Origin of the sequence: Variovorax sp. V213 (assembly GCF_041154455.1) — a bacterium.
Lineage (GTDB): Bacteria > Pseudomonadota > Gammaproteobacteria > Burkholderiales > Burkholderiaceae_C > Variovorax.
The window spans coordinates 255876-281700 of the sequence record NZ_AP028664.1 but is presented as its reverse complement, the minus strand read 5'-3'; the positions used below and the strand labels follow the sequence as shown (position 1 = coordinate 281700).

At 65.4% G+C, this 25825-nt stretch carries 27 protein-coding genes; 6 read left to right on the top strand and 21 right to left on the bottom strand.

Features of this window, described 5'->3' with window-relative positions; genetic code table 11:
* Positions 1-11 precede the first annotated feature (11 nt).
* The 8 genes from fusA to ACAM55_RS01360 form a co-directional block, all read right to left on the bottom strand.
* Positions 12-2111 (bottom strand): elongation factor G, encoded by a 2100-nt coding sequence (gene fusA / locus ACAM55_RS01395; protein ID WP_369654342.1) that lies wholly within the window; start codon positions 2109-2111, stop codon positions 12-14.
* A 96-nt stretch (positions 2112-2207) separates the two neighbouring features.
* The gene (gene rpsG / locus ACAM55_RS01390) at positions 2208-2681 is read right to left on the bottom strand and encodes a 30S ribosomal protein S7 (protein WP_013543947.1); all 474 of its coding nucleotides are present in this window, start codon (positions 2679-2681) and stop codon (positions 2208-2210) included.
* Positions 2682-2834: 153 nt separating this feature from the next.
* The gene (gene rpsL, locus ACAM55_RS01385) at positions 2835-3212 is read right to left on the bottom strand and encodes a 30S ribosomal protein S12 (protein ID WP_013543948.1); all 378 of its coding nucleotides are present in this window, start codon (positions 3210-3212) and stop codon (positions 2835-2837) included.
* Between the two features lie 172 nt (positions 3213-3384).
* Positions 3385-4554, bottom strand: coding sequence for a D-alanyl-D-alanine carboxypeptidase family protein (locus ACAM55_RS01380; protein ID WP_369654341.1), 1170 nt, complete (start codon positions 4552-4554; stop codon positions 3385-3387).
* A 41-nt stretch (positions 4555-4595) separates the two neighbouring features.
* Positions 4596-5234, bottom strand: coding sequence for an alpha/beta hydrolase (locus ACAM55_RS01375; RefSeq protein WP_369654340.1), 639 nt, complete (start codon positions 5232-5234; stop codon positions 4596-4598).
* A 72-nt stretch (positions 5235-5306) separates the two neighbouring features.
* A complete protein-coding gene (locus ACAM55_RS01370) occupies positions 5307-5660 on the bottom strand; it encodes a ferredoxin (protein WP_369654339.1) in 354 nt (117 codons plus the stop codon).
* Between the two features lie 44 nt (positions 5661-5704).
* Positions 5705-6820 (bottom strand): VanZ family protein, encoded by a 1116-nt coding sequence (locus ACAM55_RS01365; protein WP_369654338.1) that lies wholly within the window; start codon positions 6818-6820, stop codon positions 5705-5707.
* 9 nt (positions 6821-6829) lie between these two features.
* Complete coding sequence (locus ACAM55_RS01360; protein ID WP_369654337.1) at positions 6830-7258, bottom strand: CopD family protein; 429 nt, start codon at positions 7256-7258, stop codon at positions 6830-6832.
* Between the two features lie 369 nt (positions 7259-7627).
* Between ACAM55_RS01360 and hemB the strand changes: the two genes are divergently transcribed.
* Positions 7628-8617, top strand: a complete 990-nt coding sequence (hemB, locus tag ACAM55_RS01355) for a porphobilinogen synthase (RefSeq protein ID WP_369656482.1) — start codon at positions 7628-7630, stop codon at positions 8615-8617.
* A gap of 66 nt (positions 8618-8683) precedes the next feature.
* Positions 8684-9835, top strand: a complete 1152-nt coding sequence (locus tag ACAM55_RS01350) for a magnesium transporter CorA family protein (RefSeq protein WP_369654336.1) — start codon at positions 8684-8686, stop codon at positions 9833-9835.
* Positions 9836-9919: 84 nt separating this feature from the next.
* On the opposite strand, the gene ACAM55_RS01345 is transcribed toward ACAM55_RS01350, so the two are convergent.
* Positions 9920-10288: a DUF4148 domain-containing protein gene (locus ACAM55_RS01345; RefSeq protein ID WP_369654335.1), complete on the bottom strand. Its 369-nt coding sequence runs from the start codon at positions 10286-10288 to the stop codon at positions 9920-9922.
* Between the two features lie 218 nt (positions 10289-10506).
* Between ACAM55_RS01345 and ACAM55_RS01340 the strand changes: the two genes are divergently transcribed.
* Positions 10507-11412: a LysR substrate-binding domain-containing protein gene (locus ACAM55_RS01340; RefSeq protein WP_369654334.1), complete on the top strand. Its 906-nt coding sequence runs from the start codon at positions 10507-10509 to the stop codon at positions 11410-11412.
* Between the two features lie 49 nt (positions 11413-11461).
* Here the strand turns inward: ACAM55_RS01340 and ACAM55_RS01335 are convergent, their stop codons facing one another.
* Both ACAM55_RS01335 and ACAM55_RS01330 read right to left on the bottom strand, forming a co-directional pair.
* Positions 11462-12145 carry a dienelactone hydrolase family protein gene (locus ACAM55_RS01335; RefSeq protein WP_369654333.1) on the bottom strand — a complete coding sequence of 228 codons (684 nt, stop codon included), beginning with the start codon at positions 12143-12145 and terminating at the stop codon, positions 11462-11464.
* A 53-nt stretch (positions 12146-12198) separates the two neighbouring features.
* A complete protein-coding gene (locus ACAM55_RS01330) occupies positions 12199-12804 on the bottom strand; it encodes a 2-hydroxychromene-2-carboxylate isomerase (RefSeq protein ID WP_369654332.1) in 606 nt (201 codons plus the stop codon).
* 73 nt (positions 12805-12877) lie between these two features.
* On the opposite strand from ACAM55_RS01330, the gene ACAM55_RS01325 reads away from it, so the two are divergent.
* A complete protein-coding gene (locus tag ACAM55_RS01325) occupies positions 12878-13624 on the top strand; it encodes an SDR family oxidoreductase (RefSeq protein ID WP_369654331.1) in 747 nt (248 codons plus the stop codon).
* 12 nt (positions 13625-13636) lie between these two features.
* On the top strand, positions 13637-14278 hold the full coding sequence (locus tag ACAM55_RS01320; RefSeq protein WP_021012807.1) for a MarC family protein: 642 nt from the start codon (positions 13637-13639) through the stop codon (positions 14276-14278).
* 7 nt (positions 14279-14285) lie between these two features.
* Here ACAM55_RS01320 and ACAM55_RS01315 read toward each other — a convergent pair whose 3' ends face one another.
* The 10 genes from ACAM55_RS01315 to purT form a co-directional block, all read right to left on the bottom strand.
* The gene (locus ACAM55_RS01315) at positions 14286-14747 is read right to left on the bottom strand and encodes an EVE domain-containing protein (protein ID WP_369654330.1); all 462 of its coding nucleotides are present in this window, start codon (positions 14745-14747) and stop codon (positions 14286-14288) included.
* A gap of 65 nt (positions 14748-14812) precedes the next feature.
* Positions 14813-15979, bottom strand: a complete 1167-nt coding sequence (locus ACAM55_RS01310; RefSeq protein WP_369656481.1) for an ABC transporter substrate-binding protein — start codon at positions 15977-15979, stop codon at positions 14813-14815.
* Between the two features lie 49 nt (positions 15980-16028).
* Positions 16029-17909 carry a long-chain fatty acid--CoA ligase gene (locus ACAM55_RS01305; RefSeq protein ID WP_369654329.1) on the bottom strand — a complete coding sequence of 627 codons (1881 nt, stop codon included), beginning with the start codon at positions 17907-17909 and terminating at the stop codon, positions 16029-16031.
* 5 nt (positions 17910-17914) lie between these two features.
* On the bottom strand, positions 17915-18688 hold the full coding sequence (locus tag ACAM55_RS01300; RefSeq protein ID WP_369654328.1) for an ABC transporter ATP-binding protein: 774 nt from the start codon (positions 18686-18688) through the stop codon (positions 17915-17917).
* Between the two features lie 20 nt (positions 18689-18708).
* Positions 18709-19530, bottom strand: a complete 822-nt coding sequence (locus ACAM55_RS01295) for an ABC transporter ATP-binding protein (RefSeq protein ID WP_369654327.1) — start codon at positions 19528-19530, stop codon at positions 18709-18711.
* Complete coding sequence (locus ACAM55_RS01290) at positions 19527-20603, bottom strand: ABC transporter permease (protein WP_028259733.1); 1077 nt, start codon at positions 20601-20603, stop codon at positions 19527-19529. Before ACAM55_RS01290 ends, ACAM55_RS01295 begins: the two co-directional genes overlap by 4 nt.
* 36 nt (positions 20604-20639) lie before the next feature.
* A complete protein-coding gene (locus ACAM55_RS01285; RefSeq protein ID WP_369654326.1) occupies positions 20640-21515 on the bottom strand; it encodes a branched-chain amino acid ABC transporter permease in 876 nt (291 codons plus the stop codon).
* Positions 21516-21538: 23 nt separating this feature from the next.
* Positions 21539-22366, bottom strand: coding sequence for a helix-turn-helix domain-containing protein (locus tag ACAM55_RS01280; protein ID WP_369654325.1), 828 nt, complete (start codon positions 22364-22366; stop codon positions 21539-21541).
* A gap of 121 nt (positions 22367-22487) precedes the next feature.
* Complete coding sequence (locus ACAM55_RS01275) at positions 22488-23432, bottom strand: alpha/beta hydrolase (RefSeq protein ID WP_369654324.1); 945 nt, start codon at positions 23430-23432, stop codon at positions 22488-22490.
* A 120-nt stretch (positions 23433-23552) separates the two neighbouring features.
* Complete coding sequence (gene purT / locus ACAM55_RS01270; protein WP_369654323.1) at positions 23553-24755, bottom strand: formate-dependent phosphoribosylglycinamide formyltransferase; 1203 nt, start codon at positions 24753-24755, stop codon at positions 23553-23555.
* Positions 24756-24943: 188 nt separating this feature from the next.
* Between purT and ACAM55_RS01265 the strand changes: the two genes are divergently transcribed.
* Positions 24944-25792, top strand: coding sequence for a 3-hydroxybutyryl-CoA dehydrogenase (locus ACAM55_RS01265; RefSeq protein WP_369654322.1), 849 nt, complete (start codon positions 24944-24946; stop codon positions 25790-25792).
* The last annotated feature ends 33 nt before the right edge of the window (positions 25793-25825 follow it).

The window sequence follows — 25825 nt, the reverse complement described above, 5'->3', positions numbered from 1 at the left end:
CCGCAAGGACCTTACTTAGCGCGAGCAGCCACGATGGCTTCTGCAACGTTGCGCGGAGCTTCGGCGTAGTGCTTGAACTCCATCGTGTACGTGGCGCGGCCTTGCGACATCGAGCGCAGCGTGGTCGAGTAGCCGAACATTTCCGACAGCGGCACTTCGGCCTTGATGGCCTTGCCGCCACCAACCATGTCGTCCATGCCCTGCACCATGCCGCGGCGTGAGGACAGGTCGCCCATCACGTTGCCGGCGTAGTCTTCGGGCGTTTCGACTTCCACGGCCATCATCGGCTCGAGGATCACGGGGCTGGCCTTGCGGGCGCCTTCCTTGAAACCGAAGATCGCGGCCATCTTGAACGCCATTTCGTTCGAGTCCACGTCGTGGTACGAGCCGAAGTGCAGCGTGACCTTGACGTCGACGACGGGGTAGCCCGCCAGCACGCCCTGGGTCAGCGCTTCGACAACGCCCTTTTCCACCGCGGGGATGTATTCGCGAGGAACCACGCCGCCCTTGATGGCGTCGACGAACTCGAAGCCCTTGCCGGCTTCCTGCGGCTCGAGCTTGAGCACGACGTGGCCGTACTGGCCCTTGCCGCCCGACTGGCGAACGAACTTGCCTTCGGCTTCTTCGACCGTCTTGCGGATCGTTTCGCGGTAGGCAACCTGGGGCTTACCCACGTTGGCTTCCACGCCGAACTCGCGCTTCATGCGGTCCACGATGATTTCGAGGTGCAGCTCGCCCATGCCGGCGATGATGGTCTGGCCCGATTCTTCGTCGGTCTTGACGCGGAACGACGGGTCTTCCTGAGCGAGACGCTGCAGGGCGATGCCCATCTTTTCCTGGTCGGCCTTGGTCTTGGGCTCGACGGCCTGCGAGATCACCGATTCCGGGAACACCATGCGCTCGAGCGTCACGATGGCCGTCGGGTCGCACAGGGTTTCGCCCGTGGTCACTTCCTTCAGGCCCACGCAGGCGGCGATGTCGCCAGCGCGGATTTCGTTGACTTCTTCGCGGTTGTTCGCGTGCATCTGCACGATACGGCCGATGCGTTCCTTCTTGCCGCGCACCGGGTTGTAGACGCTGTCGCCCTTGGTGAGCACGCCCGAATAGACGCGCACGAAGGTCAGCTGGCCCACGAACGGGTCGGTCATCAGCTTGAACGCGAGGGCCGAGAACTTCTCGTTGTCGTCAGCCTTGCGGGTGACGGGCGCTTCGTCTTCATCCAGACCCGAAACCGGGGGGATGTCCAGCGGCGACGGCATGTATTCGACGACGGCGTCGAGCATGGCCTGCACGCCCTTGTTCTTGAAGGCCGAGCCGCACAGCATCGGCTGGATTTCGCCGGCGATGGTGCGCTGGCGGATGGCCTTCTTGATTTCTTCCTCGCTCAGCTCGCCGCCTTCGAGGTACTTGTTCATCAGCTCTTCGCTCGCTTCGGCAGCGGCTTCGACGAGCTTTTCGCGGTATTCGTTGCAGACGTCGGTCAGGTTCGCGGGGATTTCACCGTAGGTGAAGGTCACGCCCTTGTCTTCGTCCCAGATGATGGCCTTCATCTTCACGAGGTCGACGATGCCCTGGAAGTGCTCTTCGGCGCCGATCGGGATCTGGATCACGACGGGGTTGGCCTTCAGGCGGTCCACCATCATCTGGCGCACGCGCAGGAAGTCGGCGCCGGTGCGGTCCATCTTGTTGACGAACGCGAGACGCGGAACCTTGTACTTGTTGGCCTGGCGCCAGACGGTTTCCGACTGGGGCTGCACGCCGCCGACGGCGTCGTACACCATGACGGCGCCGTCCAGCACGCGCATCGAGCGCTCGACTTCAATCGTGAAGTCCACGTGGCCGGGGGTGTCGATGATGTTGATGCGGTGTTCGTCGAACTTGCCGGCCATGCCCTTCCAGAAGCAGGTGGTGGCAGCCGAGGTGATCGTGATGCCACGCTCCTGCTCTTGCTCCATCCAGTCCATCGTGGCGGCGCCATCGTGCACTTCACCGATCTTGTGGTTCACACCGGTGTAGAACAGGATGCGCTCGGTCGTCGTGGTCTTGCCGGCGTCGATGTGCGCGGAGATGCCGATGTTGCGGTAGCGCTCGATGGGGGTCTTGCGGGACATGATTTACTTTCGGGTTAAATGCGTTGAGCGCTGGGCCTTGAGCCCGGGCGACATCGCCCGACACTCAACACCCAACGCCCAAGCGAAGTTTGATTCTTAGAAGCGGAAGTGGCTGAACGCCCGGTTGGCTTCTGCCATGCGGTGCACTTCGTCGCGCTTCTTCATGGCGCCGCCACGGCCTTCCGTGGCTTCCATCAGCTCGTTGGCCAGACGCAGGGCCATCGACTTTTCGCCACGCTTGCGGGCGGCTTCCTTGATCCAGCGCATCGAGAGCGCCAGGCGGCGCACCGGACGCACTTCGACCGGCACCTGGTAGTTGGCACCGCCGACGCGGCGCGACTTGACTTCGACCATCGGCTTCACGTTGTTAATGGCAACGGTGAAAGCTTCGAGCGGGTCCTTGTCAGGGTTCTTCTTTTCGATGAAGTCGAGCGCGCCATAAATGATGCGCTCGGCGATCGCCTTCTTGCCGCCTTCCATGATCACGTTCATGAACTTCGACAGCTCGACATTGCCGTACTTGGGATCCGGCAGGATTTCACGTTTGGGGACTTCGCGACGACGTGGCATGTTACTAACCTCTTTGCTTCAGTTGGCACCGTTTCCGGCACCGCGAGAGCCATTCCGGACTCTCACTTACTCGACCCGACAGTGGGTCACTTCGTTCGATGTGCCCGCCAAGGCAACCGAACACCGTTTGTTTGTTTTTTACGACAGGAAGGCTTAAGCCTTCTTGGGACGCTTCGCGCCGTACTTGGAACGCGACTGCTTGCGGTCTTTCACGCCTTGCAGGTCGAGCGAGCCGCGCACGATGTGGTAGCGAACACCGGGCAAGTCCTTGACACGACCGCCGCGAACCAGCACGACGCTGTGTTCCTGCAGGTTGTGGCCTTCGCCGCCGATGTAGGAAATGACTTCGAAGCCATTGGTCAGGCGGACCTTGGCAACTTTACGAAGCGCCGAGTTGGGCTTCTTGGGCGTCGTGGTGTAGACGCGGGTGCAGACGCCGCGGCGTTGCGGCGAGTTCTGCATGGCAGGGCTCTTCGAATTGATCTTTTCGACCGTTCGACCCTGACGCACCAGTTGATTGATGGTTGGCATGAATGAATTAGTCCCAAAACACCCCGGTCCTGGCCCTGAAGCCGCCCTTTCCTTGACGTGACGCAAGGAAAGAAAACCGGGAATAACGAAAACGTGAAACCCTTCGGAAAATTCCGAAAAGCCCACGAGTATAGCAGTCCACCCCGCCGTCAGCAATTCCAGTGCGCGGGCATCACTTGATCCAGAGCCGAATGGCATCCCAGGCGCGGCCAAAAATACCCGCCTGCTCGACGCCTTCCAGCGCCACCAGCGGCACGTCCGCCAGCGGCTGGTCGTCCAGGGTCACCTTGAGCGAGCCCACGGACTGGTACTTGGTGAACGGCGCCACCAGCGGATCGGGGCGCGCCACCTGGGTCTTGATCTTGTTGGCGGTACCAGCCGGTACCGCGACCACGATCGCCTCCGGACGGCCCAGCTTGAGCGTGTTGGCCTTGCCCTTCCAGACCGCCGGCGTGGCGGCCGGCTGGCCGGCGTCGAACAGGCGGACGGCATCGTAGGCGGTGTAGCCCCAGTTCAGCAGCTTTTGCGACTCGTTGGCCCGCACGGTTTCGCCCGAGGTGCCCAGCACGATCGACAACAGGCGGCGGCCGCCGGTCAGGTTGGGGAAATCTCGCTTGGCGGTGGCGATCATGCAGTAGCCGGCCGCCTCGGTATGGCCGGTCTTGAGGCCGTCGACGGTCGGGTCGCGGAACAGCAGCAGGTTGCGATTGGTGTCGTTGGTCGAGGGCGTGCCGGGGTAGCGGTACTTCTTGATGGCGTAGTACTTGGCTTCTTCGGGGAAGTCGCGCACCAGGCGCGTCGCGAGAATGCTCAGGTCGCGCGCCGTGGTGGTGTGGCCGGGGGTGGTGAGGCCCTCGGGGTTCTTGTAGGTGGTGTTCTTCATGCCCAGCACCTTGGCCTGGGCATTCATGAGCTCGACGAAATGCTCCACCGTGCCGCCCACGCCTTCGGCCAGCGCCACCGTGGCGTCGTTGCCCGACTGGACGATGAGCCCCTTGATCAGGTCTTCGACCGGCACCTGCATCTTGGGGTCGATGAACATGCGCGAACCCGGCATCTTCCAGGCGCGCTGGCTGACGGGCATCGTCTGGGTCAGCGTGATCTTCTTGGCGCGCAGAGCGTCGAAAACGATGTAGGCCGACATCAGCTTGGTGAGCGAGGCCGGCTCGACCGGGCTGTCGATGTCCTTCTGGGCGAGGATCTGGTTGGCCGTGACGTCGAGCAGCAGGTAGCTGCGCGCGGCAACTTCCGGCGGCGCCGGCACCTGGGCAGCGGCAATCATGCAGACCGAAGCGGCGGCGCCCAGCACCAGGGCGCGAAACGCGGCAAGAAAACGATTCATGGGAGAGATTGGGAGATAACGAAAACAAGCCCGCAGGGCTTTCATGCGATGCCCGCGCGCAGATGGCGGGCGACCAGACTTTTGAGCAGCGGCAATTGTCCGTGAAAGAAATGGCCGCCTCCGGGGACAACCGTGACAGGAAGTGACTGCGGCCGCGCCCAGTCCATGACGGCCGACAGCGGCACCGTGTCATCGGCTTCGCCGTGGACCACCAGCGTGCGCTCATGCGCTTCGGCCGGCAGCGTGGCCACGGAAAAGCGCGAGGCCGCGGTTCCGACGAGCACAAGCTGCCGAATGTCGCGGGACGCCCAGAGCTTTTCGGCCGCGCAACTCGCCACGAAGGCGCCGAACGAAAACCCGGCGATGGCCAGCGGGCCCTCGGGGGCGAGCCGGTCGACGACGTTCAGCATGTCTTCGCATTCGCCGCGGCCCTCGTCGTGCACGCCCTCGCTTGCGCCCACGCCGCGAAAGTTGAAGCGCACCGCGGTCCAGCCGCAGGCGACGAATGCACGCGCCAGCGTCTGCACCACCTTGTTGTCCATGGTGCCGCCGAACAGCGGATGCGGATGGGCGATGACCGCGATGCCGCGGGTGCTGTCGGCCTCGGACGGCCGGTCGCGCTGCACCTCGATGACGCCGGCGGCGCCTTGCAGGCGGATCTTTTCGGTCTGGGAATTCATGGTGCTGTGGATGGAGCGGCCCGTCTGCGGCGGGCTGGGAGCACGGTACGAGCGCGGGACTTCCGGAAAAGTTCAGCGGCCGACATCGGGTGGCAGCACGAGGCGCTCGACGATCTTGCCGTTCTTCAGATGCGATTCGACGATTTCGTCGATGTCTTCGGCATCGACGAAGGTGTACCAGACCGCCTCGGGGTAGACCACCGCCACGGGCCCGCCGGCGCAACGGTCGAGACAGCCGGCCTTGTTGACCCTGACTTTGCCCGGGCCGGCCAGCCCCGCTTCCTTGACCTTTGCCTTGCAGCGGTCGAAGCCCTGCTGGGCGTTGTGCAGGGCGCAGCAGTCTTCACCGTTCTTGCGCTCGTTGAGGCAGAAGAAGATGTGGCGGCCGTAGTAGCCGTGCGGCGCGGCGGGAGTGGAGCTGGACATCAATGGATTTTAGTGACGCCCGCCATGCGCCATCGATCACCCTCTCAACCGGCCTGGCGGCCGCGGCGCGACAGCGCGGCCACCACATAGGCCAGCACCGCAAACGGCCATACCCAGCCCAGCCACTGTGCCAGGCCGTGAAAGCGGATGAAGCGCCCCTGTTCCCAGGTGGCCAGGGTCTGCGCGAAATAGGCACTCTCGGGCGCCTGGTTCAAAAGGCTCAGCTGGATCACCAGGCCCACCAGCAGCAAGGCCGCGCACAGCCGGCGCGGCGCTCCCAGCAGCAGCATGCCCGCAAACAAGGCGCTCGCAATGCCGACCTGCACCGGCAGGCCCAGCCAGGCCCACGCGTGCTCCGGCCCGTAGCTCAAGGCCGCCGACAGCGCCGAGGCGCCAATGCCAGCCAGCAGCGTGAGCGGCAGCAAAACGGCTCGACGGGCCACCGTGCGCGTCACCAGGAAAGCCAGCAGGCAGGGCACCAGGGCCCCGAGCATCACGCACAGCAGTTCGACGGCGGGCACCAGCGGCTCGAGCTCGAACTGGCGAAGCGGCATCCAGTCGATGAAAGGCGTATCGAGCAGCCACTCCGAGATGGCGACTTCGAGCCGCTCGAACACCTGGCCGAGCCCAAAGGTCACGGCCGCCGGAAACAGGAGCGCGATGGGCCACAGCGCCAGCAGCACCAGCGCGCCGCGGGAGTCTTCGACGAACCATTGCGAGCGCGTGCGGCTCCAGTGCGCCACCGCGCCCAGGCGCTCCAGCCCCGCCGCCAGCATGGCCCCCAGAAGGGCGCCGGAGGTGTTCAGCCCCAGGTCGACATTGGAAGGAATGCGCGCCGGCAAGTAGCTCTGCAGCGTCTCCATCGCAAAGGCCACCGCCGCCCCGGCGATCGTCGCGCGCAGCATGGCGCGCCAGACGCTCGCGTCGCGTCGCGTGCGCAGCACGGCCAGCGCGCAAAGAAAGCCGAAGGGCACGTAGCCGCCGACGTTGATCGCGAAATCGAAGCCCGTCCAGTACTTGGGCCACGGCGCCGACAAATAGGCCCAGGGTGCGATGCCCTGGTCGCGCCAGTCGGCAAACGGATAAAGGCTGGCATAGACGATCAGCGCCGCATAGGCGAGCGCAAGAGGCAGCGCGGCGGTCTTGTGCTGCGTCTCCACCTTGGCGGCTCAGAACGGCTTGACGACCACCAGCACCACGATGCCGAGCAGCAGCAAGATGGGCAGTTCGTTGAACCAGCGATACCAGCGATGGCTGCGCTGCGAGCCCCCGGCCACGAAGCGGCGCAGCAGCACGCCGCAGCCATGGTGGTAACCGACGGCGGCCAGCACCAGCGCCAGCTTGGCATGCATCCAGCCGTTGCCCGGCCCGCGCCCGATGCCGTAGCCCAGCCAGAGCCAAAGACCGAAACCCAAGGCCGGAATGGCCAGGAAAGTCGTAAACCGCAACAGCTTGCGCGCCATCAGCAGCAAGCGCTCACGTTCGGCAACGGACTCTGGCGGCACCATCGCCAGATTGACGAATATCCGCGGCAGATAGAACAACCCCGCGAACCAGCTCGCAATGAAGACAATGTGAAAAGATTTGACCCAGAGCATGGCGGCAGTTTAGTGGTCGGCTGCGCGCTTCCGGCCTTTGCCTGCCGGAACGGACACAGCAGGCAAAAAAAAGCCCGACGTCTGCACGTCGGGCTGGGAAGCCCTTTTGCTGTCACACATCAAGGCACCCGCTCAGGGAGGAAAAGCGGGGAGCGGCAAGCCGCCCGCTTTAGAATTTAACAAAGACGAAACAAGGTTTCAAGCGAAACGGCCACTTTCTTTGACATTTCCACGCAAAAAAAGAGAACCTTCGAGGTACCGATTCGAGGGGTGATCAGAGCGCCTTCTGGCAGGGCGGCGCATACCGTGGATTGGCGCTTCAGGCACAATTTTCCGCTTATGACGCCCTCTTCCTTCTCCTCCTTCGCCATGTATCCCGCCGGCCGGCCGCGCCGCTTGCGCCGCGATGCCTTCACCCGCAACCTGGTCAGGGAGCATGCGCTGACGGCGCACGATCTGATCTATCCCGTGTTCGTGCAGGAAGGCGAGAAAAAGCGCGACGCCGTGTCTTCGATGCCCGGCGTGGACCGCCTGAGCCTCGACCTGCTGCTGCCGCTGGCGGAGCAGTGTGTGGAAGCGGGCATTCCGGTGATGGCGCTTTTTCCGGTCATCGACGCCAGCCTCAAGACACCGTCGGGCGATGAAGCCTTCAACCCCGACGGGCTGATTCCGCGTGTGGTCGCCGCGCTCAAGTCGCGCTTTCCAGAGCTCGGCGTGATGACCGACGTGGCGCTCGACCCCTACACCAGCCATGGGCAGGACGGCCTGCTCGACGAGACCGGCTACATCCTCAACGACGCCACCGTTGAAGTCCTGGTGAAGCAGGCGCTCGCACAATCGCAGGCCGGCGTGGACATCGTGGCGCCCAGCGACATGATGGACGGCCGCATCGGCGCCATCCGCAACGCGCTGGAGGCCCGCGGCGACGTTCACACCCGCATCATGGCGTACAGCGCCAAGTACGCCAGCGCTTTCTACGGCCCGTTCCGCGATGCCGTGGGCTCGGCCGCGACGCTCGGCAAGAGCAACAAGAAGGTCTATCAGATGGACCCGGGCAACAGCGACGAGGCGCTGCGCGAAGTCGGCCTCGACATCGCCGAGGGCGCCGACATGGTGATGGTGAAGCCCGGCATGCCCTACCTGGACATCGTGCGCCGCGTGAAAGACGAATTCCGCGTGCCCACCTTCGCCTACCAGGTGAGCGGCGAATACGCGATGCTCAAGGCCGCCGCGCAGAACGGCTGGCTCGACCACGACGCGGTGGTGCTCGAAAGCCTGCTCGCATTCAAGCGCGCTGGCGCCGACGGCGTTCTCACCTACTTCGCACTTGACGCTGCGCGTTTGCTACAAAAACAATAGCTCACCACCTTTGGGATCCGCCGGGGCGGGCCCGAACGGCAATGAAAGAGAGCAACAAGGCGGCGCATGCGCATCATTGAAATCAACCGCTCGCTGGTGAGCGAGCACCAGGCGCTGGCGCCGCTCGCGGTGCCGGGCGCCTGCGGCGCACAAGGCTATCTCTGGATCTCGCTGACGCGGGAGGAGTTTCGCGCCTCGCTCGCGGAAGTTCAGCAGATCCTGCAATCGCTCTGCCTCACCCAGCTGGTCGACCTGCACGTGGCCGACCTGCTCAACGACCAGCTGCCTTCGCACTTCGACTACACCTCGAAATACGACGTGCTGGTGTTCCGGCGCCTCTCGAGCGGCCCGGGCCAGACGGCCGCGGGCAATGGCAAGGACGGTGGCGGCGAGCCGCCCCTTGCCGGGCGCCGCGGCCCTCCGGTGCTGCGCCGGGTGGACACCCGCCCGGTGGGTTTCGCCGTGTTCGATCGCGTGCTGCTCTCGGTGCACCCAGAGGACGGCGCGGTGCGCGACGCCTTTGCGGCTCGGCTGCTGGCGGCCGGGTCGCCCGACGACCAGGGCGCCCCGGCGCTGGACGTGCGCGCCACCTCCGCCCGCGTACCGACCGGCACCGCCGACCTGATGCTTCGGGTCATCAACCAGATCGTCGACGGTTACCTGGACATGCGCCGCGAGCTCACCCGCCAGCTCGACCATTGGCAGACCGAGCTGATCGATCCGCGCAGCCGCTTCACCAACTGGGGTGCGTTGATGGAAGCCCGGCAGTCGCTGCACCACCTGGACGAAATCTGCGAGGACCAGCGCGCCGCCATACAGGACTGGATCGATCTGCTCGAAACCCTGCCGTCGCCGAAAGGCGAAGCAGAGCAGCGCGAGCGGGAACTGGTCATGGTGCGAAGCCGCGACGTGCTCGAGCACATCGAGCGCGTGGTGCATCACGTGCACCGGCTCGAGCAGAACGCGGAAACCGCGGTGCAGATGCATTTCAGCGTCCAGGGCCACCGCGCCAACGACATCATGCGGGTGCTCACCGTGCTGACCGCCATCTTCCTGCCGCTCAACCTCATTGCCGGCATCTTCGGCATGAACTTCGAGTTCATCCCGCTGGTGCACAAGGCGGACGGCTTCTGGATCGCTATGGGCGCAATGTTGGCCATCGCGGTGCTGCTGGTCGTGATCTTCTGGCGCAAGCGCTATCTCGCGCGAACACGCTGACCCCGCCTGCCCCCATAAAAAAAGCCACGCTTTTGCGTGGCTTTTTTTTCAAAGCGGCCCCGAAGGGCCAGCTTTCCTTGTCGCTTACTTGGCGACGGCGCCCGAGCCTTGCTGGGCTTGAACGCGTGCGTCCATCGGGTGGGCCATGGTCGAGATGACCTTGCTGTTGACGCGCGAACCGCTGGACACGTTCTGGTCCGGAGCGTAGGCGGTGCGAACGGCTTCGGCTTCGACGATCGCACGGTCCTTCGACACGGCGACCGTTTCCGGGCCGCGCGAACCGCGGGTCACGTTCTGGTTCGGAGCCGATGCGGTGCGCACGGCTTCGGCGTTCACTTCGTCACGGCTCTTGGTCGAGACGGCGGTGTTCACGCCGTCGTAGCTTTCGGCTTGGGCGCCGGTAGCGGCCAACAGGGTCAGGGCGGCGGCAGCGAGGATGTGCGAGGTCTTCATTTTCAGTTCCTTGTGTTCGTTGGATGGTTCGTCCACCAGGCTCGCTCGTTCGCTCACCTGTGCGGCGAGTTTCCAACTGAAACAGCCCCGCAAAACACGCGGAACAGAGACACCGTGTTTCCTCTATTGAAACAATGACAGGCCAAAGGCATGCGCCCGCATTTCCCGGAAAATCAGGGCATGCCGGTCCCCGGAACGGAAACAATGGGCACTTTGACATGGACAGTCTCGATCTGATCAGAACCTTCCGGGAGGTGGCTTCGCAGGGCAGCTTTTCGCATGCGGCCAAGAAGCTCGACATGTCGAAAGCCACCGTCAGCAAATACGTGGCGGAGCTCGAAACGCGCTTCGGCGTGCGCCTTCTCAACCGCTCCACGCGTTCGGTGAGCCTGACCGACGCCGGGCAATTGCTGCTCGAGCGCAGCACCCCCGTGCTCGAGATGGTGGAGCTCACCCAGGCCGAATTGCAGGAGCGCGCCAGGCAGCCCGGCGGACGGCTGCGGATTTCAGCGCCGCACGGCATGGGCAACGGCGAATTTCCGAGCCTTTTGGCCGACTTCATGCGCTACTACCCGGATGTGAGCATCAGCCTGCAGTTGACCAACCGCGCGGTCGATCTCGCGGAAGAAGGCATCGACGTCGACATCCGCAGCGGCCCGGTCGCCGATGCCAACCTGATCGTGCGCAAACTGATGCTCATGGACATGGTCGTCTGCGCATCGCCGGTCTACTGGAAGAAGCACGGCAAGCCCGAACATCCGCGCGATCTCGCGGGACACGACGCGCTCACGCATTCCCTGCTGGGCGCCCAGCCGGTCTGGCGCTTCGACGACGCCGGCCAGCCGCTGGACGTACCGGTCAAGAGCCGCATGGACTGCACCGAGGGCGCGCCGCTGATCCGGGTCGCGATGCGCGGCTTCGGCGTGATCTACCTGCCCTCGATCCTCGTGCAGTCGCACATCGACCATGGCGAACTGGTGCCGGTTTTGCAGGACTATGCGCGCAAGGACATGTGGCTCTCGGCCGCCTATCTGCAGCGGCGCCACAACAGCGCCGCCCTGCGCGCGCTGCTCGACTTTCTCCAGACCCGCATCGGTACGGGGCCGGGCTCTCGCAAAAAATAGAAAAAGCCCGGCGCGGGCCGGGCTTCACTTGCGCAGGGCCAGGGCTTGGTCAGCCGACATGCTTGGCAAAGAATTCGAGCGTACGCGAACGAGCCAGCTTGGCGGCCTCGGCGTTGTATGAGCCGCGCTGGTCGCAGTTGAAGCCGTGGCCCGATTCATAGACATGCACTTCCACCTCGGGATGCGCTTTCTTGAAGGCCTCGATGGTGTCGAGCGGAATCCAGTGGTCCTGGTTGCCGAAATGCGCCAGCACCGGCACCTTGGGCTGGCGAGCGGTTTCTTCCGGCGTCGTCATGCCGCCGCCGTAGTAGGGCGCAGCGGCAGCAATACCCGAAACCAGGCTCGCGGCGCGCCACACCAGGAGGCCGCCCCAGCAATAGCCCACGATGCCGACCTTGCCGGCCTTTGCCGCGTAGGCCACGGCGGCCTCGATGTCCTGCAGCACGCCGGGTGCGGGCAGCGCCTCGACCGCGGTCTTCAGCGCGAAGCCGGCCTTCATGTCCTCGTCGCTGTAGCCGAGCTCGACCCCCGGCTTCACGCGATGAAAGGTCGAGGGAGAGACCGCGAGGTATCCGTCCGCCGCATAGCCGTCGGCCACCGAGCGGATGTGCGAGTTGACGCCGAAGATTTCCGGCACCACCACCACGGCGCCCCGCGGCTTGCCGGCAGGTTCGGCCACGTAGGCCGGGAAGACAAAGCCGTCCTTGGCGGTGAGATCGATGAATTGACCCATGGTTGTCATGCTCCTTGATAGCGAATGAGTTGAATCGAACGAAAGGATTGCCGCTAGCGCTTTTGCTGCAGCGCGCGCTCGACGAAATCGAGCCGGTCCTGGCCCCAGAATATCTCGCCATCGATGACATAGCTTGGCGCACCGAACACCTGGATGTCGATCGCTTCCTGGGTGTAAGCCTCGTAACGCTCCTGCACGGCCTGGCTCAGCGACTGCTCCGTGCGCTTGGGTGGCAGGCCGCATTCGGCGACGAGCGCTTCGAGCACCTTGGGGTCGCCGATGTTCCGCTCCTGAACCCACACGGCTGCAAATATCGCGCTGCACACCCGCATGGCCACGTCGGTGCCGTCGTGCAGGTCCACCGCGATGATCAGCCGCGCGGCATCGTCGCCTGCCACCGGGAAGAACTTCGGCTTGAGGTTCAGCGGCAGATCGAGGTGGCGCGAAAAGCGCGCCAGTTCCACCAGCCGGTAGGCCTGGCGCTGCGGTGCCCGCTTGCCGAGCGGTAGCCCGCCCGAGATCGGATAGACACTGCCCAGGTCCACGGGCCGCAGGCGCACCGTGGCGCCCGACGCGGCCGCGATGGCGGAGAACCGGGCATGCCCCAGATACGTCCAGGGACTCTGCGGCGCAAAGTAATAGTCGATCGTATGGCTCATGGGCTCGCCCTCGGTGATGTAATCCAAGCCAACGGTTTTAACTGACACGCAGTTTTTGTGCAGGAGGTCGGATTTGGACCAGGTACTCTTGATCACGGGTGGCGGCCGCGGCATCGGCGCCGCAACCGCCTTGCTGGCGGCAAGGCGAGGCTACGCGGTGGCCGTCAACTACGCGAGCAACTCGCTGGCCGCCGACGAGGTGGTGCGCACCATCCGCGCGGGAGGCGGCACCGCCGTGGCCGTGCAGGCCGACGTGGGCGACGAGGCGCAGGTGACCGCCATGTTCCAGAAGGTCGATGCCAGGCTCGGCCGCCTCACGGCACTGGTCAACAGCGCCGGGGTGGTCGACGTGCAGGCCCGTGTCGATGAAATGAGCGTGGGGCGCCTGGAGCGCATGTTCCGCATCAACGTGATCGGCAGCTTCCTCTGCGCGCGCGAAGCCGTCCGGCGCATGAGCACCCGATACGGCGGCTCGGGCGGCGCCATCGTCAATGTCTCCAGCGCCGCCGCGCGGCTGGGCTCGCCCGGCCAGTACGTCGACTACGCGGCCAGCAAGGGCGCCATCGACACCTTCACCATCGGCCTGGCCAAGGAAGTCGGTGCCGAGGGCATCCGCGTCAACGCCGTGCGCCCCGGCCTGATCGACACCGAGATCCACGCCTCCGGCGGCATGCCCGACCGCGCCTTCGAGCTGGCGCCCACCGTGCCGATGCAGCGCACCGGCAGCGCGGAAGAAATTGCCGGCGCGATCCTGTGGCTGCTGTCCGAAGAGGCCAGCTACACCACCATGGCCCTGCTCGACGTGACCGGGGGGAGGTAAGTGAGTACCTCGATGGACCTGATCAAGCCGCTGGTCACGCTGGTGGCCATCGTCAACCCGCTGGCCATCGTGCCCTTCTTCATCCACTACACGCAGGGGTATTCCGATGCGCAGCGCCGGCACACGGTGCGCATGTCGGCCTTCAGCGCGTTCGTGGTGATTGCGGTCAGCGCGCTGATCGGGCTGCAGCTGCTGGCGTTCTTCGGCATCTCGATTGCCAGCTTCCAGGTGGGCGGCGGCCTGCTGCTGCTCATGAGTTCGCTGTCCATGCTCAATGCGAAGCCGGCCGAGAGCAAGACCAACGTGGAGGAGCTGCGCGCCACGGAGGTGAAAGCGTCCATGGGCGCGTCCATCGCGGTGGTGCCGCTCACCATTCCACTGCTCACCGGGCCGGCCACCATATCGACCGTGGTGATCTACGCCGACAAGACGCAGCACCTGTGGGAGCTCGGGTTGCTGGTGGGCTACGGCGTGGTGGTCGCACTGGCTACTGCACTGGCCTTTTCGCTCGCGCAGCCGATTGCGCGCGTGCTCGGCAAGACCGGCATCAACATCATGACGCGACTCATGGGCCTGATCCTCGCGGCGCTCGCGGTCGAGGTCATGGCCGACGGCCTCGGCAAGCTGTTTCCGATATTGCAGCGCGTGGGCTAGGGCCTGTTCAGGCCAGCATCTTCTCGATGACCCGCCAGTGCGCGGGCTCGACCGGCGTGATCGACAGCCGGTTGCCCTTGCGCAGTACGACCAGATCGGCCAGCTCGGGCCTGGCGCGCAGCTCGGGCAGTGCCAGCAGCCGGGTCTTGCGAACGGCCTGCACGTCGACCAGCAGCCAGCGTGGATCGTCCTTCTTCGAGGCCGGGTCGTAGTACGGCGACTTGGGGTCGAACTGCGTCGGATCGGGCTTGATGCCCGAAGCCACGCGCGCAATGCCCGCGATGCCCGGCTCGGGGCAGCTCGAGTGATAGAACAGCACGCCATCCCCGACCTTCATGCCGTCGCGCATGAAGTTGCGTGCCTGGTAGTTGCGCACGCCAGTCCACGCCACCGTGGCGCCGGGTGCGGCAAGCGCGTCGTCGATCGAGACCTCGTCGGGCTCGGATTTCATCAACCAGTACTGGGGCATGGCAATCTCGCGAGGGAGTTTCGCGAGCGAATATAGCCGCCCTCCCCGGTACTGGCGAGCGCTGCTTACGGCGTCACGTAATCAGAAACCACGACCCATTTGCCATCCTTGATTTGCGACAGGCGCGATTGGTCGTTGCCCAGGCGCTTGGTGGCGGTGTAGGTGCTCTTGGCGCTGCCGAACATGTCGGGCTCGAAGGTCATGGTGTCCATCGCCTTGATGAAGCTGTCGGTCGTCAGATTCGGGCCGGCCTTCTGCGCCGCCTTGATGAACGAATCGATGATGACGTAGCCATAGACCGAGAACACCGTCGGATCTTCATTGAACTTGGTCTTGTACTTGTTGGCCCAGAAGCGCAGCGGCTGCGACTGCTCGTCGGTGTAGGGGTTCTGCACCGTCATGGTGGCGTAGATGCCGTCCATCGCCTTGCCGCCGAGCTTGTGGATCAGGTCGGTATAAGAGGCGCTCGAGCCCAGGAAGGTCGGGTTGAAGCCGGTCTTGCGCGCCTCGCCCACGGTGCCGATGGTCTCGCGGATGATGGTGCCGAGCACCACGAGGTCGCAGTTGGCAGCCTTCATTTTGGCGACCTGCGAACTGAAGTCGGTGGCGCCGCGCTTGAACGAGGTTTTTTCGGCCAGCTCCAGGCCCGCCGTCTTCAGGCCGGCCTCGGCGCCGCGCAGCACCTCGAGCCCGAACTCGTCGTCCTGGTAGATGGTGCAGACCTTCTTTGCGCCCTTCTCCTTGATCATCTTGGGCAGGGCCAGGCGGATCTGGTCGTAGTAGGTGGCCGCGAACGAATACTTGAGCCGGTTCAGCGGCTCGTACATTTCGCGCGCCGCGGTGATCGGCATGAAGTTGACGATGTTCTTCTCGAACTGCACCGGCATGGCCGCCATGTTCTGCGCCGTGCCGATGTGGCCGGCCATGATGAAGATCTTTTCCTGGTTGACCAGCTTCTGCGCCGCGAGCACGGCCTTCTTCGGGTCGTAGCCCGAGTCTTCGACGAAGAGCTTGAGCTTGCGACCGTGGATGTTGCCCTGCTCGTTGAGTTCGTCCACGCGCAGCTGCATGCCGTTGCGCGCCTGCTTGCCGAAGCCCGCGAGCGGGCCCGAGAGATCCTGGATCGTGCCGATGCGGATTTCGTCCTTGCTCACGCCCTGTTGCTGCTGCGCGGACGCGAACGTTGCAACCAGGCCCAGCACGGCCAGGGTCGTCACTGTCTTGAGCTTCATCATGGCGTTGTCTCCTCGGGTTTGACAAAAAACGGTTCGGCGATGCCGGTCAGCGGTACATCGCCTCGATGCGCTCGGCATACTTGGTTTGCACCAATTTGCGCTTGAGCTTCATCGTCGGCGTGAGCTCTTCGTCCTCGGCACTCAACTGCGTTTCGAGCAGGAAGAATTTCTTGATCTGCTCGACCCGCGCAAACTTGGCATTGACGCGGTCGATCTCGCCCTGGATCAGGTCCAGCACCTCTTGCGCACGCGTGAGGCTTTCGTAGTTGCTGAAAGGCACATCGTGGTCCTGCGCAAACTTCTCGACGTTCTCCTGGTCGATCATGACGATCACCGTCAGGTAGGGTCTCTTGTCGCCGATCACCACCGCATCGGTGATGTAGGGGCTGAACTTGAGTTCGTTCTCCAGCTCGCTCGGCGTGATGTTCTTTCCACCTGCCGTGATGATGATGTCCTTCATGCGGTCGGTGATGCGGAAATACCCTCCCGCGTCGACCGTCCCCACGTCGCCGGTGTGCAGCCAGCCGTCGGCGTCGATGGTCTCGGCGGTTTTCTCGGGCAGGTTGAGGTATCCCATGAAGACATTGGGGCCGCGCACCAGGATTTCGCCGGTTTGCGGATCGAGCCGAACCTCGTTGTAGCTGGTGGCCGGGCCGATCGAGCCCGGCATGATGCGCGACGGCGGCACGCCCGTGGAGGCACCGCACGATTCGGTCATGCCCCACACCTCCAGCATGGGCACGCCCAGCGCAAGGTACCAGCGCACGAGGTCGGGCGAAATCGGCGCTGCGCCGGTCACGAGAAAGCGCGCGCGGTGAATCCCGATGAGCTTGCGTACGTTGTCGAGCGCCAGCCAGCGCGCCAAGCGGAACTTGAGGCGCAGCCCCGCGCCCACCGGCTGGCCCTGGAGCACGCGCTCGGCAATCTGCCGGCCCACGCCAATGCTCCAGCCGTAGGCAGCCTGCTGCAGCCGGCTCGCCTCTTTCAGCGCAATCATCACGCCGGAATAGAACTTCTCCCACACGCGCGGCACGGCCGTGAACACCGTGGGCGAAATCTCGCGCACGTTCTCGGGCACCGTTTCGGGGTTCTCGACGAAGTTGAGGATCGAGCCGGTATACATCGCGAAGTATTCGCCGCCCATGCGCTCGGCAATGTGGCACAGCGGCAGGAAGCACATGCGCTCGTCGCCCTCGCCCTGAGACAGCAGGGAGTTGTAGCCGCGCATGGTGTACACCAGCCCGCGGTGGCTGTGCATCGCGCCCTTGGGCTTGCCGGTGGTGCCCGAGGTGTAGACGAGGATGGCCAGGTCTTCGGGCCGGCAGGCGGCAATGCGCTGCTCCAGCGCCTGCGGATGGTCCTGCAGATGCGCCCGGCCGAGCGCGCGCAGTGCGTCCAGGCTGATGACGCCGGGATCGTCGAGGTCGCGCAGGCCCTCCATGTCGAACACGACGACCTTGCGCAGCAGCGGCAATTGCGCGCGCACCTCGAGCGCCTTGTCGAGCTGCTCGTCGTCCTCGACGAAGAGCACGGTGGTGCGCGAGTCTTCGCAGAGGTAGTGAACCTGCGGGGCCGCGTCGGTCGGGTAGATGCCGTTCGACACGCCGCCGCAGCTGAGCACGGCGATGTCGCACAGCACCCACTCGATGACGGTGTTGGCGAGGATCGATGCGCATTCGCCCGGCCCGAAGCCGAGCGCCAGCAGGCCACCCGCAATCTCGCGCACGGCCTCGGCGGTTTGCCGCCAGGTCCAGCTGCGCCAGATGCCGAATTCCTTCTGCCGCATCCAGACCTTGTCGGCGCGCAATTCCACGGCCTTCCAGAACACGGCGGGAATGGTGTCGCCGGGCACGACGATGCCGGGCTTGGGCTGCAGGTGCGCCAGGTCCCAAAGGCCGGCGGGAGCGCGCAAGGCGGTAGTGCTCATGTCGCTCATCTCCAGGTCTTCTTTTTCTTCCAGCGCCGCTCGCCGCGCACGCCGTCGTCCTTGACGCCAAGGTAGAACTCCTTGATGTCTTCCTTCTCGCGCAGGCGTTCGCAGGTGTCTTCCATGACGATGCGGCCGTTCTCGAGCACGTAGCCGTGGTCCGACGCATTGAGCGCCATGTTGGCGTTCTGCTCGACCAGCAAGATGGTGGTGCCGCGCTCGCGGTTGATGCGCACGACGATCTCGAAGATCTCCTTCGTCAGCTTGGGGCTGAGGCCAAGGCTGGGTTCGTCGAGGAGGATGAGGTGCGGCGCGGCCATGATGGCGCGCGAAATGGCGAGCATCTGCTGCTGGCCGCCGGAGAGCAGCCCGGCGTCCTGCGTGGCGCGCTCTCGCAGGATGGGAAAGTAGGTGTAGACGCTCTCCATGTCCCGCGCCACGCCATCGCGGTCCTTGCGGGTGTAGGCGCCCATGAGCAGGTTTTCCCTCACCGAAAGCAAGGGGAACACTTCGCGCCCTTCGGGTACGTGGCTCAGGCCCTGCTGGACGATGTAGGCGGGGTCCTTGGCGGTGATGTCCTTGCCCTGGAATTCGATGCTGCCCTTTCTCGGGTCGATGATTCCCGAGATGGTTTTGAGGATGGTCGTTTTTCCTGCGCCGTTGGAACCCAGGACCGTCACGATCTCGCCTTGCCTGACTTTCAGGCTCACGCCGCGGATGGCCTTGATGGGGCCGTAGGCGCTTTCGACGTTGAGCAGCTGGAGTACGACGTCGCTCATTGGGTGCCCCCCCCGGCGGCTCATGCCGCCACCCTCCTCAAGCTGCTCACGTCGTCCACAGTCCCGAGATAAGCCTCGATGACACGCGCGTCCGCCTGCACCTCGCGCGGCGTGCCGGTCGCCAGCACCTCGCCCATGTTCATGGCCAGCACGCGGTCCGACACCTTCGACACCAGCGACATGTCGTGCTCGACCATCAGCACCGACACACCCAGCTCGTGCTGGATGTCCTGGATCCAGAACGCCATGTCGGCCGTCTCCTCGACATTGAGACCGGACGAGGGCTCATCGAGCAGCAGCAGCTTGGGCTCGGTGCACAGCGCACGCGCGAGTTCCACCACCTTGCGAACGCCATAGGGCAAGCCGGCCACCATCGAATCCCGGTGATGCTGCAGGTCCAGCAGCTCGATCACCTGCTCCGCCTTCTCGCGCGCCGCAATTTCGGCGCGCCGCGTCGCGGGTGTGAAGAACACCTCGCTCCAGAAACCCGTCTGCCGATGCGTGTGGCGGCCGATCAGCAGGTTGTGCAACACGGTGGCATGCTCGAAGAGTTCGATGTTCTGGAAGGTGCGCGCAATGCCGAGCGCGGCAATTGCGTGTGGCGCCTGGTGCGTCAAGGCCAGCGGACCGGCCGCTTCGCCGTGCCACGTGATCTCGCCCATGGTCGGCGTGTAGATGCGGCTGATGAGGTTGAACACCGTCGTCTTGCCCGCGCCATTCGGGCCGATCAGCGTGAACACCTCGCCGCGCCGCACGTCGAAGCTCACCTTGTTGACCGCGAGCACGCCGCCGAAGCGCACGCTCAGGTCTTTCGCCGAAAGAAGAATGTCGCCGCTGCTCATCTCAGTCGATCCGACTTGGTGAACGACTTCTGCCGCTTGAACAGGCCCTTGCGGTAGAACGGGAAGAGCTGCAGCCAGGTTCGGATCTTGAGCCAGCGGCCATAAAGCCCCAGCGGCTCGAACAGCACGAAGGCGATCAGCACCAGGCCGTACACCAGCCCCTGCAGCCCCGGCGCCTGGCCGACCACGGCCGGCAACCAGTCCTTGCCCATCGAGATCAGTTGCGGCATCGCGATCAGGAAGATCGCACCCAGGAATGCGCCGTGCACCGAACCCAGCCCGCCGATCACCACCATCAGCAGCAGGTCGATCGACTGCAGGATGTTGAACTGGTCCGGCGAAATGAAGCTGAGCTTGTGCGCATACAGTGCGCCGCCCAACCCCGCGAGCGCGGCCGAGATCGCGAACGACATCGTCTTGTAGCGCGCCAGGTGAATGCCCATGCTCTGCGCCGAAATCTCCGAATCGCGGATGGCGACGAAGGCCCGTCCCGTCGGCGAGCGCAGCAGATTCAGGATGCCCAGTGTGCTGAGCACCGCCACCACCAGGCACAGGAAGTAGAAGCCGTTGCCCGACCCCAGCGACCAGCCGAAGAGTTGCGGCGACTTCACGTGCAGCCCCGCATTGCCGCCCGTGACGCTCTCCCAGCGCGCGAACACCTCCTCGACGATGAAGCCGAACGACAGCGTCGCGATGCCGAGGTAGATGCCCTTCACGCGCAAGGCCGGCAAGGCCACCACCACGCCCACCGCCGCAGACAGCGCCGCGGCCGCGAGCAGCGCGATCGGAAACGGCACGCCCAGGTTGGTCAGCACGCCCTGCGTGTAGGCACCCGCGCCGAGAAAGGCCGCATGGCCGATCGAGAACTGGCCCGTGAAGCCCGCCAGCAGCATCAACCCCAATCCGACGATGCCGTAGATCAGCACGAATGTCAGCTGCGCGAGCCAGTATTCGTCGATCGCCCATGGCGCGACGATGAGGAACGCGACCAGGAGGCCATACCAGAACACATGGCCGCCGTGCCGCGCGAGGCGGATGTCCTGGTCGTAGCTGGTCTTGAAGATGAAGCGCATGGGTCAGATCCGCCGAAGAGCGTGGGGGCGCATGGTTCAGACTTTCTTGCGCAGCTTTTCGCCGAACAGGCCATTGGGTTTGATCATCAGCATCAGCAGCACCACGATGTAGGGCGCGGTGTCCTTGAAGCCGTCGGGCAGATAAAACCCCGCGAACGATTCGACGATGCCGATCACCAGCCCGCCGACGATGGCGCCCGGCAGGCTGCCGAAGCCGCCCACCACCGCGGCCGGAAAGGCCTTGAGCCCGATGAAGCCCATGTTCGCGTGCACGAATGTGATGGGCGCGAGCAGCATCCCCGCGATGGCCGCGACCGCTGCCGCCAGGCCCCACACGAGCCCGTTGAGCCGCTTCACCGGAATCCCCATGTAGTAGGCCGCCAGCTGGTTCTGCGAAGAGGCCTGCATGGCGATGCCGAGCTTGCTGTAGCGGAACATCGCGAACAGCAGTCCGCACAGAATGGCCGTGGCAATGATGATGGCCAGTTGCTCGAGGTTGACCACCAGCCCGCCCAGCTTCCATATCTGGTCCTTGTAGGGCACGGCCAGCGTGTGGGTGTCGGTGCCGATGCCCGGCACCATGGTGATGAGTCCGCGCGCCACGTAGGCAATGCCGATGGTCAGCATCACGATCGAGAACTGCGGCTGCCCGAGGATCGGCCGGATCACCACCAGCTCGAGCAGCACGCCGAAGGCGGCCATGGCCACCACCGCGAGAAGGGCCGCGAGCCAGAACGGCAGGCCGAACAGCGACATGCCGGCAAATGCACCGAAGGCGCCGAGCATCATCAGGTCGCCCTGCGCAAAGCTCACGGTCTCGGTGGCCTTGTAGATCAGCACGAACCCCAGCGCGATCAAGCCATAGATGCAGCCCTGCGCAATGCCTGACAGAAGGAGCTGGAGAATCTGCATGCGGCTTCTGTCTCTCTGTATGTCTAGTGCCTGAAGCCGCCGGCCGCGTCGTGCAGCGCCAGGCGACGCGAGCCGGCCAGGATGTCGCTCGGCTTGAGCCCATAGACCTGGCGGATCGAATGGCTGAAATGCGTCGAATCGGGGTAGCCGGTGTCCAGCGCAATGTCGGTCAGCGTGGTGGTCTGGCGCACGTAGCGCAGCAGGCTGCGCGCGCGCTTCCAGGCCCGGAAGGCGCGAAACGCCATGCCGGTTTCCTGCTTGAACAGATGCAGGAAGCGCGAGAAAGAAAGGTGCACCGAGGCCGCGCAGTCTTCGGCCGATGTGGGCGCGGCCGGGTCGGCGTTGATGGCGTCGATGACCTTGCGGATGCGTGCATCGAGCGCGCGCGGCGCCAGCGCCTCGCCGAAGAACAGTCGGTCGAACTCGAGGCCTTCGAAGCCCTGGCGGCCCGAGAGCGCAAGCAGTTGCGCGTGGGCATCGCGCACGCGCTGCACGAATGCCGGCGCATCGACCGGTCCGCAATGCTGGAGAAAGCCCGGCAGGCGCGCGGGATCGACCGATTCCGATTCGATCAGCAGGTTGAAGATGAGCGGATGCGCGCTTTCCACCCGGTGCGGCACCTGCGGCGGCACCACCAGCAGCTCGCCCGTCTGCCAGGCGCCTCCGCCAATGCGGAGGCGGTTGGGCGGCGCCCCCGCCGGCGACACGTACACGCCGTGCCCGCCCACCGTGCGTTCGGCCGCGGCGCCGAGCAGCCCCGCGTAGAACACCCGCTGATGCGTGAGCCACATCAGGCGCTCCCCGCGCTCTGCGCCGCCGCTTTCCGGCGACGCCGTTTTCGTTCGCTGCATGGTGTCCGTCTCCTGCATCCGGCCGCCGCCGGCCAGGGGCCGGCATTGCGTTGGCTGGATCGTAGCGGCGAGGGCCAGCTGCAAGGTGGGCATTTGCGCGAGGACTTTCCCTAGGCCGGCTCTAGGCCGACGCAAGCGCGCGGCGGAGTTCTACGCAGCACAGCGCGATGGCCGTATCGGCTTCGTCGAGCACCTTGCCCATGGTGATGAAGCCATGGATCTGGCGCTCGAAGCAGACGTATGCGGCGCGGTTACCAGCGGCAGTCAGCGCCTCGGCGTAGGCCATGCCTTCGTCGCGCAGCGGGTCGAAGCCGGCGGTGAGCACCAGCGCGGGCGGCAGGCCCGACAGATAGGCGTGCAGCAGCGGCGACGCGCGCCAGTCGAGGTCGTGCCGGGGGTCGTCGATGTAGTGGTCGTGGAAGTACGCCATCGTGTCGCGGGTCAGCAGGTAGCCCTGGCCGTTGGCCTGGTGCGACGGGTGGCCGCGGCGCATGTCGGTGGCGGGATAGATCAGCAGCTGGAAGGCGATGGGCAGGTCGCCGGCATCGCGCGCCGCAATGGCCGCCACCGCCGCGAGGTTGCCGCCCGCGCTGTCGCCGCCCACTGCGAGGCGGCCGGCATCCAGGCCGAGCGAGGCGGCCTCACGGCGCACCCAGCGGGTGGCCGCCAGCACGTCGTCCACGGCGGCCGGGAAGCGATGCTCCGGTCCCATGCGGTAGTCGATCGAGGCGACCGCGCAGCCCGCGCCGTTGGCGAGCGAGCGGCACAGCACGTCATGCGTGTCGAGATCGCCGATGACCCAGCCGCCCCCGTGGAAGTACACCAGCACGGGCAGCGCCGCATCGGCCGTGGCGCCCAACGGGCGATAGAGGCGCACCGGGATGGTGCCGTGCGGCCCTTCGGCCTTCAGTTCGCGGACTTGCGCGACGGGCGGCGCTTCGGGTTGCGTGGCGGCACGCCGTTCGCGATAGAACGCACGCGCCTCGGCCGGCGAAAGCGTGTGGGTCGGCGGGATGCCGCGCGCCTCGATGAAGTCGAGCAAGGCGCGCGCCTGGGGGTGCAGCATGGTGTCTCCGGTGGGTCGGGCTGGTGTTCTCCCGATCTCATCCGGACGATGCCCGCAGGCGCCCGGCGCCGCTTGCGAAAACTGGCTGTCAAACTACTGGCTGTGCCGGGCTCGCGCCCTTCAGGCCTTGCGCGGCTTCACGCGCGAGGCGGCTTCCTTGGCGAGCCTGCGGGCGGTGTCGGTGTCGGCCGCGTGCACGAGCGCCACGCCCATGCGGCGCTTGGCAAAACTCTCGGGCTTGCCGAAGAGGCGCACGTCGCTGCCGGGCACCTGCAGTGCCTCGGCGACGCCGTCGAACGCGATGCCGGTGGCATCGACGCCGCCGTAGATCACCGCGCTGGCGCCAGGACTCTTGAGCGAAGTGTCCACCGGCAGGCCGAGGATGGCGCGCGCATGCAGCTCGAACTCGTTCTGCCATTGCGTGGCCATGGTGACCATGCCGGTGTCGTGCGGGCGCGGGCTCACTTCGCTGAACCACACGTCGTCACCCTTCACGAACAGCTCGACGCCGAAAAGACCCTGGCCGCCGAGGTCGGCCGTGACGGCCTCGGCGATCTGCTGCGCCTTTTGCAGCGCGGCAGGCGCCATGCGATGCGGCTGCCAGCTCTCGACATAGTCCCCGCTGACCTGCACGTGGCCGATGGGCTCGCAGAACTGCGTCTGCACCGCGCCGGCCGCGTCCCTGGCGCGCACGGTCAAGAGCGTGATCTCGTAGTCGAAATCGATGAAGCCCTCGACGATCACGCGGCCATGGCTCACCCGGCCGCCGGCCATGGCGTAGTCCCAGGCCTTCTGCACGTCGGCCGGACCGTCGATCTTGCTCTGGCCCTTGCCGGAGCTGCTCATCACGGGCTTGACGATGCAGGGATACCCAATGCCGCCGTCGATGGCGGCCTGCAGCTCGGCCAGCGAGTCGCAGAACTTGTAGGGGCTGGTCGGCACGCCCAGCGTTTCGGCCGCCAGGCGGCGAATGCCCTCGCGGTCCATCGTGAGGCGGGCGGCGCGGGCGGTGGGAATCACGCGCACCACGCCGGCGTCTTCGAGCTGCTGCAGCATCGGCGTGGCGATGGCCTCGATCTCGGGCACCACGAGCAGGGGCTTCTCGGCCTCGATCAGCGCCTTGAGCTGCTCCGGGTCGCTCATGGTGATGGTGCGCGCATGGTGGGCCACCTGCTGGCCGGGCGCGTTCTCGTAGCGGTCGACCGCGATGGTCTCGACGCCCAGGCGCTGCAGGGCGATGAGCACCTCCTTGCCGAGCTCGCCGGAGCCGAGCAGCATCACGCGGGTTGCGGAGGGGGAAAGAGGGGTGCCGAGGGTGGTCATGGTCGGGATCGAAAAGAGGGAAGAAAAGGCAACCGCCGCACTGTAAGCCACCCGCGGGCGGCCCGTGTCACGCGCGGCAACGGCGGCCTGGCGAGGCTGCTTCACAATCGATCTCCTGCCGTGGTGGCGGCCAGCGCCCCACCCGCTCCCCTTCCCCTGTTTTTTGTTTTTCTTCAAGGAGTTTTCTCATGACGATCCAGACTGTCGGCATCATCGGCGCCGGAACGATGGGCAACGGCATTGCGCAGGCCTGCGCGGTGGCCGGCGTCAACGTGGTGATGGTGGACATCGCCCAGGCGGCCGTCGACAAGGGCCTGGCCACCGTCTCGGGCAGCCTCGACCGGCTGATCAAGAAAGAGAAGCTCACAGCCGAGCAGAAGACCGCGGCGCTCGCGCTGATCAAGGGCTCGACGAACTACGACGACCTGAAGAGCGCGCAGCTGGTGATCGAGGCCGCCACCGAGAACCATGCGCTCAAGCTCAAGATCCTGAAGCAGATCGACGAGCTGCTGGCGCCCGAGGTGATCATTGCCTCGAACACCTCCTCGATCTCGATCACCCAGCTCGCGGCCGCCACCTCGCGCGCCGACCGCTTCATCGGCATGCACTTTTTCAACCCCGTGCCGATGATGGCGCTGGTGGAGCTGATCCGCGGCTACCTCACGAGCGACGCCACGCACGACGCCGTCAAGGCGCTGGCCGAGAAGCTCGGCAAATCGCCCATCACGGTGAAGAACGCGCCGGGCTTCGTGGTCAACCGCATCCTGGTGCCGATGATCAACGAGGCCTTCTTCGTGCTGGCCGAAGGCATTGCCACGGCCGAGGACATCGATGCCGGCATGAAGCTCGGCTGCAACCAGCCCATCGGCCCGCTGGCGCTGGCCGACATGATCGGCCTGGACGTATGCCTGGCCGTGATGGAGGTGTACCTCGAGCAGTTCGGCGATTCCAAGTACCGCCCCTGCCCGCTGCTGAAGGAAATGGTCGCGGCCGGCCAGCTGGGCCGCAAGACCGGACGCGGCGTGTATACGTACTGACCCCCAGGCTTGCCCACTTCGTGTGGCAGCGCC

Bases quoted from the DNA above. Each gene is read 5' to 3' on its own strand.
- fusA (WP_369654342.1), bottom strand. From the start codon at position 2,111: ATGTCCCGCAAGACCCCCATCGAGCGCTACCGCAACATCGGCATCTCC.
- rpsG (WP_013543947.1), bottom strand. From the start codon at position 2,681: ATGCCACGTCGTCGCGAAGTCCCCAAACGTGAAATCCTGCCGGATCCC.
- rpsL (WP_013543948.1), bottom strand. From the start codon at position 3,212: ATGCCAACCATCAATCAACTGGTGCGTCAGGGTCGAACGGTCGAAAAG.
- ACAM55_RS01380 (WP_369654341.1), bottom strand. From the start codon at position 4,554: ATGAATCGTTTTCTTGCCGCGTTTCGCGCCCTGGTGCTGGGCGCCGCC.
- ACAM55_RS01375 (WP_369654340.1), bottom strand. From the start codon at position 5,234: ATGAATTCCCAGACCGAAAAGATCCGCCTGCAAGGCGCCGCCGGCGTC.
- ACAM55_RS01370 (WP_369654339.1), bottom strand. From the start codon at position 5,660: ATGTCCAGCTCCACTCCCGCCGCGCCGCACGGCTACTACGGCCGCCAC.
- ACAM55_RS01360 (WP_369654337.1), bottom strand. From the start codon at position 7,258: ATGCTCTGGGTCAAATCTTTTCACATTGTCTTCATTGCGAGCTGGTTC.
- hemB (WP_369656482.1), top strand. From the start codon at position 7,628: ATGTATCCCGCCGGCCGGCCGCGCCGCTTGCGCCGCGATGCCTTCACC.
- ACAM55_RS01350 (WP_369654336.1), top strand. From the start codon at position 8,684: ATGCGCATCATTGAAATCAACCGCTCGCTGGTGAGCGAGCACCAGGCG.
- ACAM55_RS01345 (WP_369654335.1), bottom strand. From the start codon at position 10,288: ATGAAGACCTCGCACATCCTCGCTGCCGCCGCCCTGACCCTGTTGGCC.
- ACAM55_RS01340 (WP_369654334.1), top strand. From the start codon at position 10,507: ATGGACAGTCTCGATCTGATCAGAACCTTCCGGGAGGTGGCTTCGCAG.
- ACAM55_RS01335 (WP_369654333.1), bottom strand. From the start codon at position 12,145: ATGGGTCAATTCATCGATCTCACCGCCAAGGACGGCTTTGTCTTCCCG.
- ACAM55_RS01330 (WP_369654332.1), bottom strand. From the start codon at position 12,804: ATGAGCCATACGATCGACTATTACTTTGCGCCGCAGAGTCCCTGGACG.
- ACAM55_RS01320 (WP_021012807.1), top strand. From the start codon at position 13,637: ATGGACCTGATCAAGCCGCTGGTCACGCTGGTGGCCATCGTCAACCCG.
- ACAM55_RS01315 (WP_369654330.1), bottom strand. From the start codon at position 14,747: ATGCCCCAGTACTGGTTGATGAAATCCGAGCCCGACGAGGTCTCGATC.
- ACAM55_RS01310 (WP_369656481.1), bottom strand. From the start codon at position 15,979: ATGAAGCTCAAGACAGTGACGACCCTGGCCGTGCTGGGCCTGGTTGCA.
- ACAM55_RS01305 (WP_369654329.1), bottom strand. From the start codon at position 17,909: ATGAGCACTACCGCCTTGCGCGCTCCCGCCGGCCTTTGGGACCTGGCG.
- ACAM55_RS01300 (WP_369654328.1), bottom strand. From the start codon at position 18,688: ATGAGCGACGTCGTACTCCAGCTGCTCAACGTCGAAAGCGCCTACGGC.
- ACAM55_RS01295 (WP_369654327.1), bottom strand. From the start codon at position 19,530: ATGAGCAGCGGCGACATTCTTCTTTCGGCGAAAGACCTGAGCGTGCGC.
- ACAM55_RS01290 (WP_028259733.1), bottom strand. From the start codon at position 20,603: ATGCGCTTCATCTTCAAGACCAGCTACGACCAGGACATCCGCCTCGCG.
- ACAM55_RS01285 (WP_369654326.1), bottom strand. From the start codon at position 21,515: ATGCAGATTCTCCAGCTCCTTCTGTCAGGCATTGCGCAGGGCTGCATC.
- ACAM55_RS01280 (WP_369654325.1), bottom strand. From the start codon at position 22,366: ATGCAGCGAACGAAAACGGCGTCGCCGGAAAGCGGCGGCGCAGAGCGC.
- ACAM55_RS01275 (WP_369654324.1), bottom strand. From the start codon at position 23,432: ATGCTGCACCCCCAGGCGCGCGCCTTGCTCGACTTCATCGAGGCGCGC.
- purT (WP_369654323.1), bottom strand. From the start codon at position 24,755: ATGACCACCCTCGGCACCCCTCTTTCCCCCTCCGCAACCCGCGTGATG.
- ACAM55_RS01265 (WP_369654322.1), top strand. From the start codon at position 24,944: ATGACGATCCAGACTGTCGGCATCATCGGCGCCGGAACGATGGGCAAC.